This window comes from Pseudomonas sp. B21-053 (assembly GCF_026016365.1).
Taxonomy (GTDB): Bacteria; Pseudomonadota; Gammaproteobacteria; order Pseudomonadales; family Pseudomonadaceae; genus Aquipseudomonas; species Aquipseudomonas nunensis.
The window spans coordinates 350,557-368,392 of sequence record NZ_CP087205.1 but is presented as its reverse complement, the minus strand read 5'-3'; the positions used below and the strand labels follow the sequence as shown (position 1 = coordinate 368,392).

The window sequence follows — 17,836 nt, the reverse complement described above, 5'->3', positions numbered from 1 at the left end:
ACGGGACTGCTGATCGCCGCAAACGCCCTATCCGTTTACTCATCACCATTCCAGTGGAAAACCAGATTCCTCGCTGTTCCGCTGCCGACATCGGTTGTGTCGTGCTTCGCCTCACCATTACGGGTCGCAACGACCGTGTATTTGCCGGCGGGCAACTGAACGTACACCAAGGGGCCTGCCTGGCTCAGGGTCAGCACTGTTTGTCCTTGGGCTTTCTGAATGACCACATCCACATCGGGAATGTATTTGTTATCCACGCCGACAGAGAACGTCATGTGCAGGTTGTAACCCTTGGCCTGCTGAATGGCTTTGGATTCGTCCTCGCCGATACCACCGGACAGGTAGCTAATCCCGTTTTGTTGCTGCGGTTGGACTTGCACGCCTGAGCTGTCGATTGGATCAAGGCTGGCGGCATGCAACAGGACTGGGAACATCAACACGCCAACGGCGGCGAGTGACAATACGAAGGAATGAGCGTGCTTCATGATGACGACTCCCGGGCTTCATAGAACCCATTCGCTACTCCCTTTAGATTTCGGGTGGGATGCTCAAGTTTTAGATTGATTGGGACTTGGGGTCACTGCGAATGGGACTACATGCTTTATTCCAAATGCCTCGGGCGTCGTCGGCCTGATCCCGCGAAACGAATCTGGCATTTCCTTCCAATCTCTCAGCCGCGCCCGGCATCGCTGACCAATGCGTCGTTGGCATTCTTTTCCGTCAGTTCATCCAGCTGCGGAAGACTTCATGAGCAACCTCAAACCCGACGACACTCAAGACCCACATCTCGCCTCACTGCTCGGCAATCTTGGCGAGCTGATTCGCCAGGCGCGCCAGAAAGTGCTGAGAGCGGTCGATACGGCTCAGGTGCAAACCTGTTGGCAGATTGGGCGACATATTGTGGAGTTCGAGCAGCAAGGGGCTCGGCGGGCGGTGTATGGCAAACAGTTGTTGTTGACGCTTTCACAGAGTTTGACAGCGGAGTTCGGAAAGGGCTTTGACGAGACTAACTTGCGGAAAATGCGCCTGTTTTATCAGACGTTTCCAATTCGAGACGCACTGCGTCTCGAATTGAGCTGGACCCACTACCGCCGGTTGCTGCGAGTCGACAGTGACAGCGCCCGCCAGTGGTACATGGACGAAGCCGCCAGCCAGAACTGGTCAAGCCGCGCCCTGGAGCGCCAGATCAACACCCTCTACTACGAGCGCCTGCTGATGAGTCGGGACAAGTCTGTCGTCATGGCCGAAGCCGCCACCAACATCCATGCGATGCTCGAAAACCCTCGGGAATTCATCCGCGATCCCGTGATGCTGGAGTTTGTCGGCTTGCCCAATGCAGGACTGGTTCTGGAAACCGAACTTGAACAAGCACTCATCGAGCAACTCCAGGGCTTCCTGCTTGAGCTGGGCAAAGGCTTTGCCTTTGTCGCCCGCCAGCAACGCATCAGCACCGAAGGCAGAGACTTCTACATCGACCTGGTGTTCTACAACTACCTGCTCAAATGCTTTGTCATCGTCGATCTCAAGCGCGGTGAATTGACCCATCAGGATGTCGGGCAAATGGACATGTATGTCCGCATGTACGACGACCTCAAGCGCAGCGACGAAGACGGACCAACCGTCGGCATCATTCTTTGCGCGCAAAAAAACGAGTCCGTGGTGCGCTACTCGGTGTTACAGGGCAACGAACAACTGTTCGCCAGCAAGTACAAACTGGTGTTGCCGAGCGAGGAGGAATTGCGGGCGGAGCTGGATCGAGAGCGGGCGGCAATTGAAGAGCGGTTACTCGACAAGCAAACACAGTAGAGGTGATGGATTGTTCATAAGCTGTGCGAAGACTATCGTTGGCAGCCACCCGCAAAGGTTCGAAGTCGATGAATTTGCAGGACACGCCCTCACCGGCATCCACTCAAATTGAGCTGTCACTGGCCACCTCCGCTTCCGGCGAACCGTTCAAAGAGCCCGCCGCAGACAGCTTCATCCTCGGCGGTTTCACTTGGCAGCACGCCCAGCACGACAGCGCCCGCCCAGTCGTGATCATCAACGCCGCCACCTCGGTCCGCTGCCGCCACTACTCGCGCTTCGCCGATTACCTGTTCGCCAACGGCTTCGACGTCATCACCTACGACTACCGTGGCATCGGTGAATCGCGGCCGGCTTCTTTGAAAGGACTCGACGCCACATGGACCGACTGGGGCGCGCTGGACTTCGAAGCGATGCTCAAGCGCGCACAGCGGGATTTCCCCGGCCAGCCGATCGACGTGGTCGGCCACAGCTTTGGCGGCTGTGCGGCGGGTCTGGGAGCCTCTGGGCACCTGATCCGGCACTTGGTAACCGTCGGCGCGCAGTTCGCTTACTGGCGCGACTACGCGCCGGCCCATCGCTGGCGGATGTTCGGCAAGTGGCATCTGGTGATGCCGTTGGTGACGATGATCTGCGGCTACTTCCCCGGCAAACGCCTTGGCTGGCTTGAAGACACGCCCGCCGGTGTCGTCCGCGATTGGAGTACGCCTACCGACCGCTACGAGAAGCGCCCCAGCGGCCGTGTGATCCACGCAAAACACGGCCGGCTGCCGTTCGCCAACGTCAGCGCGAAAACCCTGGCCATCAGCATCAGCGACGATCCTTACGGCACCATCCCGGCCATCGAACGCCTGCTCGGTTACTTCACTGGCAGCATGACCACCCATCTGCGAATCGAGCCGAAAGACATCGGCGAAGAAGAAGTCGGACATTTCGCCTTTTTTCGTAGCCCATACCAAGCCACACTATGGCCCATTGCATTGTCCTGGCTGCAAAACGGCGAACTGGCCCCCGATACCCCCGGGCGGCGAGTGCCCCGCAGCTGAGTGACCTGCCCTCTCAACGAAATACGGAACGATGCCCATGGCCTCCGCCAACAAGCAGCAAAAACGCGCCACCCGCGCCAAAGCCAAGGCCAAGCAGAACCGCACCCAACGAGCTGCTGCGCCGGTCGAGCTGGACCCGAACGATGATCGCATCGACTTCGAATCGGTGGACCTGACCGAGCTGTTCAAGACCATGATCGACGCTGAAAAAATCAGCCAGCAAGCGATGTGCACGGCCTTCCTTGAAGACCCGTTGCTGACACTGGTTTACGAACAAGAAGGCGAAGAAGGCGCGATGGACTTCATCCTCGCGGCACTGATCGAGTACCGCCAGTGGTCCACCGAAGCGGACGAAGCCGCCGCACTGGCGTGGATCGAATCCCCGGCCTTCCAGGCTGACTACGTGGCGGCGTCCGACGCCATCGCGGCCCAAACACAACCGAAAGCGAACTGAGTTCCCATGGCATCCCTGAACAAGCAACAGAAACGCGCCAAACGCGCCAAGATCAAAGCCAAGCAAATCAACATCCACGGGCGCAAACCCGCCGCGCTGGACGATGACATGGACGAAATCGGCGAGCCGATCCCGGAATACACCCTGGCGATGTTCAGCAAAATGCGTGACGCCGAAGCCATCGGCCGCAACGACATGCTGCTGACCCTGCTATCGGACCTCGCTGGCATCATCAGCGACCATCCAGAACTGCTGGACATGGAAAACGCCGACAACGAAGCCATGGCCGCCACTCACCTGGCTGCCGACATGCTGATCGACTACCGCATGTGGGCCGACGGCATGGACCGCGACACCGCCCAGGCCTGGCTGACCGATCCGCAGTTCATCACCGACTTCGGCACCGCGCTCGACAGCTATCGCGAGTCGCTGGACGCGCAGGAAGAAAAGGCTGAGTAATCCGCCTTCGAGTAGAAACAAAAACGGCCGCTTGTCATCACTGACAGCGGCCGTTTTGCATTACGCGATGTGAATCAGTTCAACACCACCGCGCCAACCTTTTGCAGCTTGCGACGACGAGCCACGAACAACCCGACCGCCACGACCAGCAAACTCAGGAAGCCGGTCGCGAGGATTTCCACGCGGTGGGCTTCCTGGAACAGCATGATGGTCAGGGCCGCGACGATGAAGATGATCACCGCGTAGGTCAGACCCGGGAACAGCCACATGCTGAAGGCGATTTTTTCGCCGCGTGCCATGCGCTGTTTGCGCATACGCAGTTGCGAGATGGCGATCACCAGGTACACCAGCAGCGCGATGGCGCCGGAGGTGGCCAGCAGGAATTCGAACACGGCGGCCGGGGCCACGTAGTTGGCGAATACCGCGACGAACGCTGCGCCAGTGGACAGGATAACGGCCCAGTACGGCGTGCCGCTTTTGCTGGTGCGTTGGGAAACGGCCGGCGCATCGCCGCGCTTGCCCAGGGAGAACATCATGCGCGAAGCGGTGTACAGCGCCGAGTTCAGGCAGCTGGTTACAGCGACCAAAACGACGATGTCGACGATCAGCTTGGCGTTCGGAATGCCCATGCGTTCAAGTACAGTCTGGTAGGAGCCGACAGCGGCCAGGACCGGGTCATTCCATGGCACCAGTGCCACGACGATGAAGATCGACACGAGGTAGAACAAGCCGATCCGCCAGATCACCGAGTTGGTGGCCTTGGAGATTTGCTGGCCAGGGTTCTTCGATTCCGCGGCCGCGATGGTCACGATCTCGGTGCCCATGAAGGAAAACATGGTGGTCAGGATTGCGCCCAGTACAGCGCCCATGCCGTTTGGCAGGAAGCCTTGGGTGTCGAACAGGTGCGAAACGCCGCTGACCTGGCTGTTCGGCAGGAAGCCGAAAATCGCCATGATGCCGAGGCCGATGAAGCCAATGATCGCGATGACTTTGACCAGGGCGAACCAGAATTCGAACTCACCGTAGTTCTTCACGCTGAACAGGTTGGTCACGGTCAGCAGCAGCGTAATGACCAGGGTGAAGGCCCAGATCGCCACGTTCGGGAACCAGGCATGCAGGATCGTTGCGGCAGCGTTGGCTTCCAGCGGAATCACCAACACCCAGAACCACCAGTACAACCAGCCGATGGTGAAACCGGCCCAGTGACCAATCGCGCGATCGGCGTATGTCGAAAAGGAACCTGTGTCCGGCGAGGCAACAGCCATTTCGCCGAGCATGCGCATGACCAATACAACCAGAGCGCCTGCGGCGGCGTAGGCCAGCAGCACGGCTGGACCGGCAGCGGCAATGGCATGACCCGAGCCGACGAACAGCCCGGCGCCGATAACCCCGGCGATCGACAACATAGTCACATGACGCGGTTTGAGCCCCTGTTCGAGGCCATTAGAGCTTTGGGTACTGCTCATCGAAACTACCTTTGCAAAGAAAGCGATTCAGTCCACCGCGTCTGGCATTTCTCTCTCGTAAAAAGAATCCAACGGGGCGTTCCTTATTCTGCACGCAATAATTGCGCCAAAATGTTACAGACTCCCCAGAACCGCGGCTCTCCGCCTGACCGGATGGTCATCGCAAGTCATTGAGATTAATGGCAATTCGCCAGAGCGTTACCCAGCGACCCACTTGTAGAACGAACCAGCGCACCAGAAACACACTGAAAAAATGTGGGACGCACAATAAAAGTGCAGATCAGGAACGTTTGGCCGGTTAGCGCTTCCAACACCCCGCCAAAGCTGGCAACATCGCGCCTTTTTTTACGCGACACCCGCCGGGCAACTGGTTCAAACGGCTGTTCGGTTGATAGCAGCGCGACAGTCTGCTGTAGCGATGCGACAACCTGCCACATGCCATCCGTTTACCGCCCGTAGCGCTGTTGGCTGCCATTCGAACGCTATGCTAGCTTGGCCGCCTCGCCAGGAAGGCCGCCAACAGCAGGAGCGAAACACTATGAGGAACGCACATGGCTGAGGCCACGCCCGCGCTTGAAATCCGCAACTTGCACAAACGCTACGGACAGCTTGAGGTGCTCAAAGGCATCTCGCTGACCGCCCGCGACGGCGACGTGATCTCGATCCTGGGTTCCTCCGGTTCCGGCAAGTCCACGTTCCTGCGTTGCATCAACCTGCTGGAAAACCCGCATCAGGGCCAGATCCTGGTAGCCGGCGAAGAACTCAAGCTCAAAGCCGCGAAAAACGGCGAACTGGTTGCCGCCGACGGCAAACAGATCAATCGCCTGCGCAGCGAGATCGGTTTTGTGTTTCAAAACTTTAATCTGTGGCCGCACATGAGCGTGCTCGACAACATCATCGAAGCCCCGCGCCGGGTGCTCGGCCAGAGCAAAGCCGAAGCCATCGAAGTCGCCGAAGCCCTGCTGGCCAAGGTCGGCATCGCCGACAAGCGACACGCCTACCCGGCGCAATTGTCCGGCGGCCAGCAACAACGGGCGGCGATTGCCCGCACGCTGGCGATGCAGCCCAAGGTGATCCTGTTCGACGAGCCCACCTCCGCCCTTGACCCGGAAATGGTCCAGGAAGTACTTAATGTCATCCGCGCCCTGGCCGAAGAAGGCCGCACCATGTTGCTCGTCACCCACGAAATGGGCTTTGCTCGTCAGGTGTCCAGCGAAGTGGTGTTCCTGCACCAGGGTCTGGTAGAAGAACAAGGATCGCCGCAGCAGGTGTTCGACAACCCGTTTTCGGCACGCTGCAAACAATTCATGTCCAGCAACCGCTAACGGAGCTACCCGCATGCAGAACTACAAAAGAATCTTCCTGGCGGCTGCCGTCACCCTGGCCTTCAGCGCCGGTGCCGTCGCCGAGACCTTGAAGATGGGCATCGAAGCGGCCTACCCGCCGTTCAACAACAAAGATGCCAGTGGCAATGTCGTCGGCTTCGACAAAGAAATCGGCGACGCCCTGTGCGCCAAGATGAAAGTCGACTGCACCGTGGTCACGTCCGACTGGGACGGCATCATTCCGGCCCTGAACGCCAAGAAGTTCGACTTCCTGATCTCCTCGATGTCGATCACCGACGAGCGCAAGCAAGCGGTGGACTTCACCGATCCGTACTACTCCAACAAGCTGCAATTCATCGCCAAGAAAGACGTCGACTTCAAAACCGACAAGGCTTCCCTGCAGGGCAAAGTGATCGGCGCACAACGTGCGACCCTCGCCGGCACCTGGATGGAAGACAACATGGAAGGCGTTGAAGTCAAACTCTACGACACCCAGGAAAACGCTTACCTCGACCTGACTTCCGGTCGTCTGGACGGCATCCTGGCGGACAAGTACGTCAACTACGAGTGGCTGAAAAGCGACGCCGGCCGCCCTTACGAATTCAAAGGCGACCCGGTGGAAGAAAGCGACAAAATCGGGATCGCTGTGCGAAAAGGCGACACTCTGCGCGCGAAGCTGAACCTCGCCCTGAAAGAAATCGTTGAAGACGGCACCTACAAAAAAATCAACGACAAGTACTTCCCGTTCAGCATCTATTGATTCTGACCTGCCTGACTGGCGCCGTTCGCTGACGGCGCCAGTCTTTGGCATTGCCTGCCGCGATTTGAAAAGAAATCCATGATTATCGACCTCTACGGATTCGGCCCGGCGCTTGCCGCTGGCGCGCTGATGACTGTGAAACTGGCACTCTCGGCTCTGTGCCTGGGGCTGGTGCTCGGTCTGCTCGGCGCCTTGGCCAAGACTTCCCCGCACAAGCCGTTGCAATGGCTGGGCGGCACTTATTCGACATTGGTTCGCGGCATCCCGGAATTGCTCTGGGTGCTGCTGATCTACTTCGGCACCGTCAATCTGATGCGTGCCCTGGGCGAGTTTTTCGGCAATCCCGACCTCGAACTCAATGCCTTCGCTGCTGGCGTGATCGCGCTGGGCCTGTGCTTCGGCGCCTACGCCACGGAAGTGTTTCGCGGCGCGATTCTAGCGATCCCGAAGGGCCACCGTGAAGCTGGCGTGGCCCTGGGCCTGTCGAAATTTCGCATCTTCACCCGATTGATCATGCCGCAGATGTGGCGCATCGCCCTGCCAGGCTTGGGCAACCTGTTCATGATCCTGATGAAAGACACCGCGCTGGTGTCGGTAATCGGCCTGGAAGAAATCATGCGTCACGCGCAAATCGGTGTGACCGTGTCCAAACAGCCGTTCACCTTCTTTATGGTGGCAGCGTTCATGTACCTGGGCCTGACCATCCTGGCCATGACCGGCATGTACTTTCTGGAACGACGCGCCGCTCGCGGCTTCGCGAGGAGCACCCAATGAACTGGGAAGTCATTATCAAGTGGCTGCCGAAACTGGCCCAAGGCGCGACGCTGACCCTGGAACTGGTGGCCATCGCCGTGATCGCCGGGTTGCTGCTGGCGATTCCGCTGGGCATCGCACGCTCATCGCGACGCTGGTATGTGCGCTCTTTGCCCTACGCGTACATCTTCTTTTTCCGTGGCACGCCGTTGCTGGTTCAGCTGTTCCTCGTTTATTACGGCCTGGCGCAGTTCGATGCGGTGCGTAACAGTTCGATGTGGCCGTACCTGCGCGATCCGTTCTGGTGTGCCACGGCGACCATGACCTTACACACGGCAGCCTACATCGCCGAGATCCTGCGTGGAGCAATCCAGGCGATTCCACCGGGCGAGATCGAAGCGGCGCGGGCGCTGGGCATGTCCAAGCCCAAGGCGCTGTTCTACATCATCCTGCCCCGAGCCGCGCGCATCGGCCTGCCGGCCTACAGCAACGAAGTGATCCTGATGCTCAAGGCCAGCGCCCTGGCCAGCACCGTGACCTTGCTGGAACTGACCGGCATGGCCCGTACCATCATTGCCCGCACCTACCTGCCGGTGGAGATCTTCTTCGCAGCGGGCATGTTCTATCTGCTGATGGCTTACGTGCTGGTACGCGGCTTCAAGCTGCTGGAGCGCTGGTTACGCGTCGATGCCTGCCAGGGGCGTTGATTCTTCCTACGTGCTGACGGGCGAGGCCCTACTCGCCCGTTTCGCAGCGCTGGATGCTTTTCTGATTGAGCATCAGGCGCTGTGGAAGCCACGACCGTTTACTCATCTGCGGCTTCCTTGGGAAACGTCCTACCCATCGCTGTCTTCCTGGCTACGTGGACGATCGCTGGAGGATGCGGAAAACAGTCATAACCAACCTTGCTTACTGAACGCGCCGGAGCCGTTTGCTTCCTTGGCGGCGTTGTCGCTTGAGTTGAGTTCGGTAGGCGAGTTGCCGGGGCATGCACTGGCGGTGGCCGGGCATCGGTTGAACGTCGATGTGCCGGGGCGCAAGTGGCAGCAGATCGAGGCGTTTGCCAGTCGTCTGCAGTTTGCTGAAGCGCCGAAGCATTGGCTGGATTGGTGTTCGGGCAAAGGCCACTTGGGCCGACGTCTGCTGCAAACAGGGCAACAACTGACCTGTCTGGAATATGACCCAACGCTGGTGCTGAGCGGCCAGGCACTCAGCCAACGTCATCAGATGCATGCGCTGCATGTTGAGCAAGATGTGCTCGCGGCTGACGCAGCTTCCTTATTGAATGCCGAACACACGCCAGTGGCGCTGCATGCCTGCGGTGATCTGCATGTGCGATTGCTCCAGCTCGCCAGCGCCGTCGGCTGCAAACAACTGGCTGTCGCGCCCTGCTGTTACAACCGGATCAGTCTGGCCACGTATGAGGCGCTTTCCTCGGCAGGTTCGCGATCCGGCCTACAACTGTCCCTCGAAGATCTCGCACTGCCGATGAGCGAAACCGTCACCGCCGGTGCCCGGGTCCGACGTCAGCGCGACACGTCCATGGCCCGACGCTTGGCCTTCGACCTGCTGCAACGGCAACTGCGCGGCATCGATGAATACCTGCCCACGCCCTCCCTGCCCAGCGCCTGGCTGGATAAATCCTTCACAGACTACTGCCATCATTTGGCCGCACTGAAGGAGTTATCCACAATCGGCCCGCAGGATTGGCCGGCGCTTGAAGTGGCCGGTTGGCAACGACTGGCTGAAGTGCGCAATCTGGAGCTGCTACGGGGACTTTTCCGACGCCCGTTGGAGCTGTGGCTGGTACTGGATCGAGCACTTTTCCTCAACGAGCAGGGTTATACCGTTCGTCTTGGCACCTTCTGCGAAACCCCGCTCACACCGCGCAATTTCCTGCTCCTGGCTGAACGCACTTAAACAGTCGCAGCCTGTGGATAACTCTGTTGATGAAAATCTCGTGGATCCAATAAATGCACTGTTTCGCGGCTGAAACATAACTGTTCATTTTTCGTACACATGAATAAAAAACCTTAAAAACAGGGATTTGCGAACAAATGAGAACAAGTCCACAAAAGCGGCGCAGATAGGGCTCAACGGACGCCCCGTTGTGCATAAGCATTCAACCGAAAGGACATAACCGCCGAATTCCGGACGTCGTGGCCGGAAAATTGCGCCCAGCAATCGCCCTTGTTATACAGGCAGACAAACCGACTGACAGGAAGCCACAGTGACCTTCATTTCTTACGCACAGAATTTCGAAGACATCCGCCTGTGGCGCGCCCTCAAACAGTTCGAAAACGGCTTCTACATCGACGTCGGCGCCAACGACCCCGTCCACGATTCCGTCACCAAAGCCTTCCACGACCGTGGCTGGACCGGCATCAACGTCGAGCCGATGCAAACCTACTACGACGCCCTCTGCCAACAACGCCCCAACGACACCAACCTGCAATGCGTGGCCAGCGACAGCGCCGACGAACTCACCCTCTACGGCATCCCCGGCACCGGCCTCTCCACCGTCGACCCGGCCACCGGTCAGGAACGCACGGCCCTCGGCATGGACGTCCACCGTCAAACCGTCAAAGCCCGCACCCTCACCTCCATCTGCGAGCAGCACGCTCAAAACCGCCCCATCCACTTCCTGAAAATCGACGTCGAAGGCCACGAAGAAACCGTCCTGCGCGGCATGGACTTCGCCTCATGGCGCCCCTGGATCATCCTCATCGAAACCCCATGGGCCCGCGACCACACCTGGGAACACCTCGTCACCGACGCCGGCTACGAAGCCATCCTGTTCGACGGCATCAACACTTGGTTCCTCGCCAACGAACACCTGAACCTAAAACCCGCCTTCTACATCCCGCCGTGCAACCTCGACAACTTCCAACTGTGCCACGGCCACGCCCTCAGCTACCCCGTCAGCAACGCCGAACAGCAGCTCGCCACCGCCCTGCAACGGGCCGAACACGCCGAAGCACAGCTGCGCGCGATGCAAAATAGCCGGGGCTGGAAAGCGCTTCAGAAACTCAGAAAAGCACTGGTTCGCGGGTAACCTGAGGGTCGCGTAAAAATAGTCTGAATTCAGGGGTTTACAGAACCAACGCAATCGCTATAATCGTCGCCCTAACACGCCGGTATAGCTCAGTTGGTAGAGCAACTGACTTGTAATCAGTAGGTCCCGGGTTCGACTCCTGGTGCCGGCACCATACAAAACGAAGCCCCTGCAGAAATGCAGGGGCTTTGTTGTTTCTGGGGCTTGTAAAACTAGAGTTTTTTCTGCCATTCCACTTCAAAAATTACGTCTAGCTTTCGTAGTGGACGAGCTCAAGCCGTTTTGCTAGCGTCAGTGTCTATCACAAAGACGAGGGCTGAAACCTAATGAGCAATCCAAGCTTTTTTAGCAGAAGCATATTCAGCTACCGAAGTCAAAATTTAGTATATAACTCACTTAAATAGATCCACATAAAAACTGGAAACAGTTTTTAATATTAGCAATTATGCATTGCTGGCCTTTCAAGAATCTGCTTACAGAGAGAACAGCACTAAAATAAAAAATAAGCCAAATAAGAAATGAGGGATCATATGATTAGTTGGGAAAAGTTACTGAACCATTCGCGCCGCAAGGAACTTCACGGATCAAAGGAGTCAATGGGTACCGGCGCAGGAAGAACAGAGATCGAAAGAGACTACGACAGGATACTCTTCGCCACACCGACGCGACGGCTTGCGGATAAAACTCAAGTTTTCCCTATGGAAGAAAATGACTCTGTTCGAACAAGACTCACCCACTCTTTTGAAGTTAGCAATTTGGCTAGAAGTATAGGTGTACGCCTAGCATTTGACTATGCAGAAAAAGTGTTCGGGCCAGAACATGACTCTCTGCAAGTGAAAAGAAACGTGCCATCATTATTGGCCGCTGTCGGACTAGCACATGACTTAGGAAACCCACCTTTTGGCCACCAAGGTGAGTTAGCAATGCAGCAATGGTTCAGCGAAAAAAACTTAGAGGGTGAAATTGCCATTGACTTCCTAAGCTTTGATGGAAATGCACAAACCTTTCGACTTCTAACGCGCCTTCAGCTACTAAATGACCAGTTTGGATTAAACTTAACTCTAGGTACTCTAGCAGCTCTTATTAAATATCCTAGCGTATACGGATCTACCAATAAGGGTGGATTTAAAAAATACGGCATTTTCAAAAGTGAAGAAGCTATAATTCAAGAGATATGGTCTCACACTGGACTATCAGAAGGAATTAGACATCCGCTGGCCTACATAATGGAGGCATGTGATGATATCGCCTACTCCGTTATCGATGCAGAAGACACAGTAAAAAAAGGCTACGCTTCTTTTTATGACCTAATGGATTATTTAGAAAGCCATAGTAAAACCGACCAAACTATAAAAACCGTAGTTGAGTCCTCACGCAGATACAACAATGACTTTAAGAAAGAACAACTTAGCTCTCGTGAATTAAATGACATTTCTATGCAAATGTTTAGAGTCAAAGCCATCTCCGAGATGATTACGGCAGCAACAGAAGTTTTTGTGAAAAATATTGACAACATGATGTCAGGAAAATTAGAACCTGGCTTCGAACTAATAAAAAACTCTAGTTGCGCAGACCTTTGCAAAGCAACCAAAGACTTTGACTACAGATATGGCTTTCAACACAAAGAGGTTTTACGTCTCGAATTACGAGGCAACAACTACATCAAAAGTATGATGACAATGCTGTGGAATGCTGTAGATAAAGGAGACAACCCAGACTTTCCTTTCGAACGCTATGTATTTGGAGGAATATCTGAAAATTACAGAAGAATTTATATGGCATCTGACAAGTCCACATATTCAAAATGCCAACTAGTCTGTGACGTTCTATCAGGAATGACTGAATCATACCTGATAAAAAAACATGATGAATTCAGCTCGTTAAAAAAATGCTAACCAAAAAAAAACCCGTAGCTTCTTTTGACAAATTAAACAGTCGCGTCAGAAGCCTATTCAAATCTCCAAACAAGAAAGTCCGCAGCGGCGCGCAATTAAAATTAAACTTTAAAAATTTAACCCCTGAAAAATATAGAGCCCCTTTGAGAAACGAGGTAGCCGAATTCATAACGCACGTTTCTAACTCGCTAGCATATGGAGATATTTATTTATTCGGCGGGGTTCTTCGCGACTTAGCACTACTGGGAAGAGGAGGTTTCAACTCGGATATCGATTTAGTGGTAGATGGGGATTGGAATGGATGCGCCAAAATTCTTTTAGCATATGGAGCTCGGAAAAATAAATTTGGTGGCTATAGATTAGACATTTCAGGTTGGCCGATAGATATTTGGAGCGCAAAAGAAACCTGGGCTATAAAGCAAGGACTAGTAGAATACAAGGACATTTCATCATTAACAAATACGACAGTTCTAAACTGGGATGCCATATTGATGAACTGGAGAACCGGAGAGTTTATTTGTCGAGAAAATTATCTAGATGAATTAAAGGAAAGAATGATGGACATTGTTCTTATAGACAATCCCAACCCTGTAGGCATGATGGTTCGAGTTCTGCGACACCTTTGTACAAAGGATGCTAAAAGTATTACGCCTGCTGTAGCAGAATATTTGGCAAACTGTTCAAATCAATATACTTTCGAGGAAATCCAACACAGTGAGTTCGCAAGCTACGGAAGCACCGTTATTGAACCGGCAATATATCGTTTTTTTGAGAAACTAAAGCAGCTTGAGAAGCTAGATATGAGAACAAGATTTAAAACTGCAAGCGAAGTCTTAGCACAGGAAGGAGCAGCACTTTCATTCCAACAACTTGAATTTAAATTTTGACAACCCCAGAAAGTTAAATACTTATATATAACTATAGCAAGACTAATTTTCGGCCTCTTCACACGAGCCTATATCAACGTAAAATCCCCGTCCCTCATACTACCTCGCCCATCATCACCAACTAATCCAAGCAAATTATCAGACTGAGGCTTAACCATAAGCTCAATAAATGGCGCGGCACTAACCCACAACTTTGTTGCTTCATCTAAACTTAGACCTAAACTACCAAAGCGCCACTCAGACTCGCTCACCCACCAAGGGGATGACGATAAATCATTCGTCATTGCGCTTTCGAAATAAAAGCTTGCCCACCCCAATGCTCGTTCGGAAACCCCTAAATCTAAAGCAACTCGGCGAAAAGCTTTCTTCCCTTGCGGTGTATGTTTGTCTACCGCAACCCAGAAAGGGAATGGGGCAGAAGGTAGAATTTTCGACAACTGAGTCTGTGGAACCTTTCCACTACAACTTAGATACGCGCCTGCCACCATAAATGCTTTATCCCAAGGCCATGAAGCTTTAGATATAAAGCGCTGAGAGGCCAGCACGACCGCTAGTTGTTCTTCATCGTTACACTGAGATATAGCCCATTTAAAAAAACTGTCAGGCCTTTTAAGCGCTGCCGCGACAATTTTCACAGCGATTGGATCTATTGAATTTTGAATGGCGTATAAGTCTCCCTCTGACGCAGCATACGCCAGAGAACCGAGACCTGCTGCATTCTTATTCTTCCTCATAGCTGTCACACTCTCTAATGTCACAGCTGAAGGGGTTCCATCAGTGAGTAAGCTTGCACATGGCCAACACTCCTCGAAGACGATGACACCAGCTCGCGTGTGTAACCATGTCGAGTCGCCACGCTCAGCTAAGGCAAAGACGACCTTTTGAACCAGCTCTACATAACCACGACGCACAGCTTTCTGCAGTAAAGACCGTAATAACGGTCTCACTGGATTGTTATCTGATAATTTATTAATTTTCAACGGGTCCTATAGAACCAAGGGATACGAGTCGCTGGCGCGCTGTAGCTCGAGACACAACCGCAGGGGGCACAGAGCCTTTGCGAAGTTTTAACTCCTAAACCATTTACTAGAAGAGCTGCGTTCAATTCGGTCTCTGCAGTACTAAACTCTGGGCTTTTGCCAGAACTGAGCTTCGGCTCATCAAGAATTACTGCTTGTAGGTAATTTCCAAAATGGACAATTTTATCGTCAGTTCTGACTACAAGCATTTGATCAAAATTGCCGACATCCAATCCCGCAATCAGATCCGCCGAGGTCAGGAAATAACGCTGGGCATCGTTGATAGTATTATCCCATTTTGAAGGGTTCAAACGCGTAATCAGAACCTGCGCAGTTGAAGGTAAAGCAGCCAAGACGGCGATATCCATCACAAACATAACTGGTCCATATTTATTTCTGTTACTCACCCTTTGATGAATATCTACCGTATCCATAAATACATCCCCCAAAATTCCATATTTACGATCTATGGGGTCTGTAATCTGACTGGTTTGACCAAGCCCCGAGCTCTCAACAAGCTCTCGCGAAGCTAGTCCGCCTAGACCTAGAAGGCTCAGACTAGTTTTAACGCTATTTGCATGGAATAACTTGGTTACGTTACGCGCAACCAGAATATTGTACACTTCTTGCCCTGTCATCTCACAACTCCCTGTAACGTACCGGATTAGCACTTCGACATCAAAAAATATCACACATAGAAATATGCTAATAATTCAGGTTGAAAATATAAATTTTTATATAAACATCAACCAACCTTTACATAGCCTTTTACCATCATTAAAAGAAAAGAACAATCATAATTTTCACATAGAAATAACTGAAATGCATCAGCGCAGCGCGCTATAGCCGCTTACATCTCTTCAATGCCACACAACCCGCGACCTTTAGCGCAAAATTTGTTTTTCACAACCCATAAGGGTATTAGACCATTTCCGTTACACGATTCACCTTCAACCTTATTAACCGCTGTTCTACCTTCCCCCTCTTTCCAAGTGGCAGCTCCCGCATATTCAACCTACTTGAAGTCGCTAATATTCCCACCGGTAAAATGGCAAAAGCTTTTGACATCGACTGCTTCGTAGACTATGTATTATTTGCGCGAAACGAGTCAGATGTTTATTTTGATTGGAGAACAGTCTGGATGTGCCAGAGAGCACTCTTTCAGCACTGGAAGTGTTTTTGCATCATTCATGAAAAAGCCCTCAAAGCAATGTGAGGGCTTTTTTTGTTCGGCTTTTAATGGCCTGCACTCTGCCCACCATCCACATGCAGAATCTCGCCAGTAACAAAGTTCGCGCCATCCAGATAAACCACAGCCTTCGCGATGTCGCTGATCTCCCCCATACGCCCAACCGGATGCAGATTCCCCAGCGCTTCATGAGTCTCCTCACCATGCATCGGCGTCTTGATGATGCCAGGGCTTACCGCATTCACCCGAATCCCACGCTTGGCGTACTCAATCGCCAGCGACTTGGTGGCCGCATTCAAGCCACCCTTGGTCAATGAAGCCAGCACCGAAGGCACGCCATCAATCGCATGGTCCACCAAACTGGTAGTGATGTTGACGACATGACCGCTGCCCTGCTTTTCCATCTCGGTAATCGCAAGTTGGGTGATGTAGAAGAACCCATTCAAGTTCACCGACAACACGGTGGCGTAGTCTTCAGGGGTGTACGCAGTGAACGGTTTGGCGACGAAGATCCCGGCGTTGTTGACCAACGTATCGACACGGCCAAAACGCTCAATCGCTTCACGGATAACTTGCTGCGCTACTGCCGGGTCGCCGATGTCGCCCGCCACGGTGTGAATGTCCGGGTCTGTGGACGGTTTGATCGAACGCGAAGTGGCGACGACTTTGTAATCCAGTTCACGGAACGCTTTAACCATGCCTGCGCCGAGACCTTGGGAGGCGCCAGTGATAACGATGACTTTTTTCGAATTGCTCATGATGAACCTCAACTAATAAATAATGGTTTGGATAAGTGATGAATCAGGCTTCAACGGGCGCCTGTGCCATTTGTCTCAATATCTGTTCGTAGTACTCGACCGACTGCGAACCGGACACCAGGTGGCGACCGTTCAGCACCATGGCCGGGACCGAGTTGATGCCGCGCTGGCGATAAAACGCCTCTAGCTCACGTACTTCCGTGGCGAACGCCCCGGACGCCAACACCTCGCGGGCGGCCTCCGCCTCCAGCCCCACTTCCTCCGCCAGTCGAACTAGCGTCTCGCGATCGCTCGGGTTCTGGCCGTCGGTGAAATAACCACGCAGCAAGGCTTTCTTCAGTCCGACCTGCCGCCCTTGCTGTAACGCCCACATCAGCAAGCGGTGCGCATCAAAGGTGTTGTAGAAGTGGCTGCGTTTCTCCAGATCGAACGTGAAACCGAGGGCCTCGCCGCGAGCGATCTGCATCGCTTTGCCGGCAGCGACGTCTTCGGCGGTGCGTCCATATTTGCGCATCAGGTGTTCGACGGCTTTTTCGCCGACTGCCGGCATGTCCGGGTTCAACTCGAAAGGCTTGTAGGTCAGCTCGACCGAGATTTCACCGGCCACGTTCTCGATCGCTTGCTCCAGCGCCGTCGCGCCCAACGCGCACCACGGGCACACCATGTCGGAGATGAAATCGATAGAGACGGAAGCGGTCACGATTTGCCCTCCGCGTCAGCCAGTTGCTTGCGGTATTTGGTCGTGGTCATCCCGGCGTAACCCCAGTTATCGGTGTCGACTTCTTCGATCACGATGTGGGTCAGGTGCGGGTCCTTCTTGAGGACGCGTTCCAGGGTTTCAGTGATTTCGGCGATCACCTGAGCTTTCTGCTCCGAGGTAACACCATCGCGAGTGATGCGAACGCTTACGAAAGGCATGAGGAAAATCTCCAGTGACCTGCCCCGTCGGGATGATGGGGAGGCGTTG

General features: G+C 54.0%; 19 protein-coding genes and 1 tRNA gene. 13 read left to right on the top strand and 7 right to left on the bottom strand.

Annotated features, from left to right (window positions below; translation table 11 throughout):
• Positions 1-35: 35 nt before the first annotated feature.
• Positions 36-485 (bottom strand): carboxypeptidase regulatory-like domain-containing protein, encoded by a 450-nt coding sequence (locus tag LOY68_RS01640; protein WP_265042534.1) that lies wholly within the window; start codon positions 483-485, stop codon positions 36-38.
• 262 nt (positions 486-747) lie between these two features.
• Between LOY68_RS01640 and LOY68_RS01635 the strand changes: the two genes are divergently transcribed.
• The 4 genes from LOY68_RS01635 to LOY68_RS01620 all read left to right on the top strand — a co-directional run bounded on the left by LOY68_RS01635 (position 748) and on the right by LOY68_RS01620 (position 3,762).
• A complete protein-coding gene (locus LOY68_RS01635; protein ID WP_265042533.1) occupies positions 748-1,806 on the top strand; it encodes a PDDEXK nuclease domain-containing protein in 1,059 nt (352 codons plus the stop codon).
• Between the two features lie 68 nt (positions 1,807-1,874).
• Positions 1,875-2,849 (top strand): alpha/beta fold hydrolase, encoded by a 975-nt coding sequence (locus LOY68_RS01630; RefSeq protein ID WP_265042532.1) that lies wholly within the window; start codon positions 1,875-1,877, stop codon positions 2,847-2,849.
• 37 nt (positions 2,850-2,886) lie between these two features.
• Positions 2,887-3,303: a hypothetical protein gene (locus tag LOY68_RS01625; RefSeq protein ID WP_054054374.1), complete on the top strand. Its 417-nt coding sequence runs from the start codon at positions 2,887-2,889 to the stop codon at positions 3,301-3,303.
• A gap of 6 nt (positions 3,304-3,309) precedes the next feature.
• Positions 3,310-3,762 (top strand): hypothetical protein, encoded by a 453-nt coding sequence (locus LOY68_RS01620; protein WP_054054373.1) that lies wholly within the window; start codon positions 3,310-3,312, stop codon positions 3,760-3,762.
• A 74-nt stretch (positions 3,763-3,836) separates the two neighbouring features.
• On the opposite strand, the gene gabP is transcribed toward LOY68_RS01620, so the two are convergent.
• Complete coding sequence (gene gabP, locus LOY68_RS01615; RefSeq protein ID WP_265042531.1) at positions 3,837-5,228, bottom strand: GABA permease; 1,392 nt, start codon at positions 5,226-5,228, stop codon at positions 3,837-3,839.
• Between the two features lie 551 nt (positions 5,229-5,779).
• On the opposite strand from gabP, the gene LOY68_RS01610 reads away from it, so the two are divergent.
• The 9 genes from LOY68_RS01610 to LOY68_RS01570 all read left to right on the top strand — a co-directional run bounded on the left by LOY68_RS01610 (position 5,780) and on the right by LOY68_RS01570 (position 13,903).
• Positions 5,780-6,553, top strand: a complete 774-nt coding sequence (locus tag LOY68_RS01610) for an ABC transporter ATP-binding protein (protein ID WP_265042530.1) — start codon at positions 5,780-5,782, stop codon at positions 6,551-6,553.
• A 13-nt stretch (positions 6,554-6,566) separates the two neighbouring features.
• Positions 6,567-7,313 carry an ABC transporter substrate-binding protein gene (locus LOY68_RS01605; protein ID WP_054054366.1) on the top strand — a complete coding sequence of 249 codons (747 nt, stop codon included), beginning with the start codon at positions 6,567-6,569 and terminating at the stop codon, positions 7,311-7,313.
• A 78-nt stretch (positions 7,314-7,391) separates the two neighbouring features.
• Positions 7,392-8,087 carry an ABC transporter permease gene (locus tag LOY68_RS01600; RefSeq protein WP_054054364.1) on the top strand — a complete coding sequence of 232 codons (696 nt, stop codon included), beginning with the start codon at positions 7,392-7,394 and terminating at the stop codon, positions 8,085-8,087.
• On the top strand, positions 8,084-8,773 hold the full coding sequence (locus LOY68_RS01595) for an ABC transporter permease (RefSeq protein WP_054054362.1): 690 nt from the start codon (positions 8,084-8,086) through the stop codon (positions 8,771-8,773). The genes LOY68_RS01600 and LOY68_RS01595 overlap by 4 nt, the downstream gene beginning before the upstream one ends.
• Positions 8,754-9,986: an SAM-dependent methyltransferase gene (locus LOY68_RS01590; RefSeq protein ID WP_265042529.1), complete on the top strand. Its 1,233-nt coding sequence runs from the start codon at positions 8,754-8,756 to the stop codon at positions 9,984-9,986. The genes LOY68_RS01595 and LOY68_RS01590 overlap by 20 nt, the downstream gene beginning before the upstream one ends.
• A 310-nt stretch (positions 9,987-10,296) precedes the next feature.
• On the top strand, positions 10,297-11,121 hold the full coding sequence (locus LOY68_RS01585; RefSeq protein WP_265042528.1) for an FkbM family methyltransferase: 825 nt from the start codon (positions 10,297-10,299) through the stop codon (positions 11,119-11,121).
• Positions 11,122-11,199: 78 nt separating this feature from the next.
• Positions 11,200-11,275 (top strand) — tRNA-Thr (locus tag LOY68_RS01580).
• Positions 11,276-11,651: 376 nt separating this feature from the next.
• Positions 11,652-13,016 carry a deoxyguanosinetriphosphate triphosphohydrolase family protein gene (locus tag LOY68_RS01575; RefSeq protein WP_265042527.1) on the top strand — a complete coding sequence of 455 codons (1,365 nt, stop codon included), beginning with the start codon at positions 11,652-11,654 and terminating at the stop codon, positions 13,014-13,016.
• Positions 13,010-13,903 (top strand): nucleotidyltransferase domain-containing protein, encoded by an 894-nt coding sequence (locus tag LOY68_RS01570; protein WP_265042526.1) that lies wholly within the window; start codon positions 13,010-13,012, stop codon positions 13,901-13,903. The genes LOY68_RS01575 and LOY68_RS01570 overlap by 7 nt, the downstream gene beginning before the upstream one ends.
• 68 nt (positions 13,904-13,971) lie before the next feature.
• On the opposite strand, the gene LOY68_RS01565 is transcribed toward LOY68_RS01570, so the two are convergent.
• The 5 genes from LOY68_RS01565 to LOY68_RS01545 all read right to left on the bottom strand — a co-directional run bounded on the left by LOY68_RS01565 (position 13,972) and on the right by LOY68_RS01545 (position 17,787).
• On the bottom strand, positions 13,972-14,883 hold the full coding sequence (locus LOY68_RS01565; RefSeq protein ID WP_265042525.1) for a hypothetical protein: 912 nt from the start codon (positions 14,881-14,883) through the stop codon (positions 13,972-13,974).
• A complete protein-coding gene (locus tag LOY68_RS01560) occupies positions 14,880-15,560 on the bottom strand; it encodes a hypothetical protein (protein WP_265042524.1) in 681 nt (226 codons plus the stop codon). The genes LOY68_RS01565 and LOY68_RS01560 overlap by 4 nt, the downstream gene beginning before the upstream one ends.
• A 598-nt stretch (positions 15,561-16,158) precedes the next feature.
• Positions 16,159-16,869: an SDR family NAD(P)-dependent oxidoreductase gene (locus tag LOY68_RS01555; protein ID WP_163907772.1), complete on the bottom strand. Its 711-nt coding sequence runs from the start codon at positions 16,867-16,869 to the stop codon at positions 16,159-16,161.
• Between the two features lie 43 nt (positions 16,870-16,912).
• A complete protein-coding gene (locus LOY68_RS01550; protein WP_265042523.1) occupies positions 16,913-17,569 on the bottom strand; it encodes a DsbA family oxidoreductase in 657 nt (218 codons plus the stop codon).
• Entirely contained in the window at positions 17,566-17,787 is a 222-nt protein-coding gene (locus LOY68_RS01545) for a tautomerase family protein (protein WP_054616509.1), read from the bottom strand. Before LOY68_RS01545 ends, LOY68_RS01550 begins: the two co-directional genes overlap by 4 nt.
• Positions 17,788-17,836 lie beyond the last annotated feature (49 nt).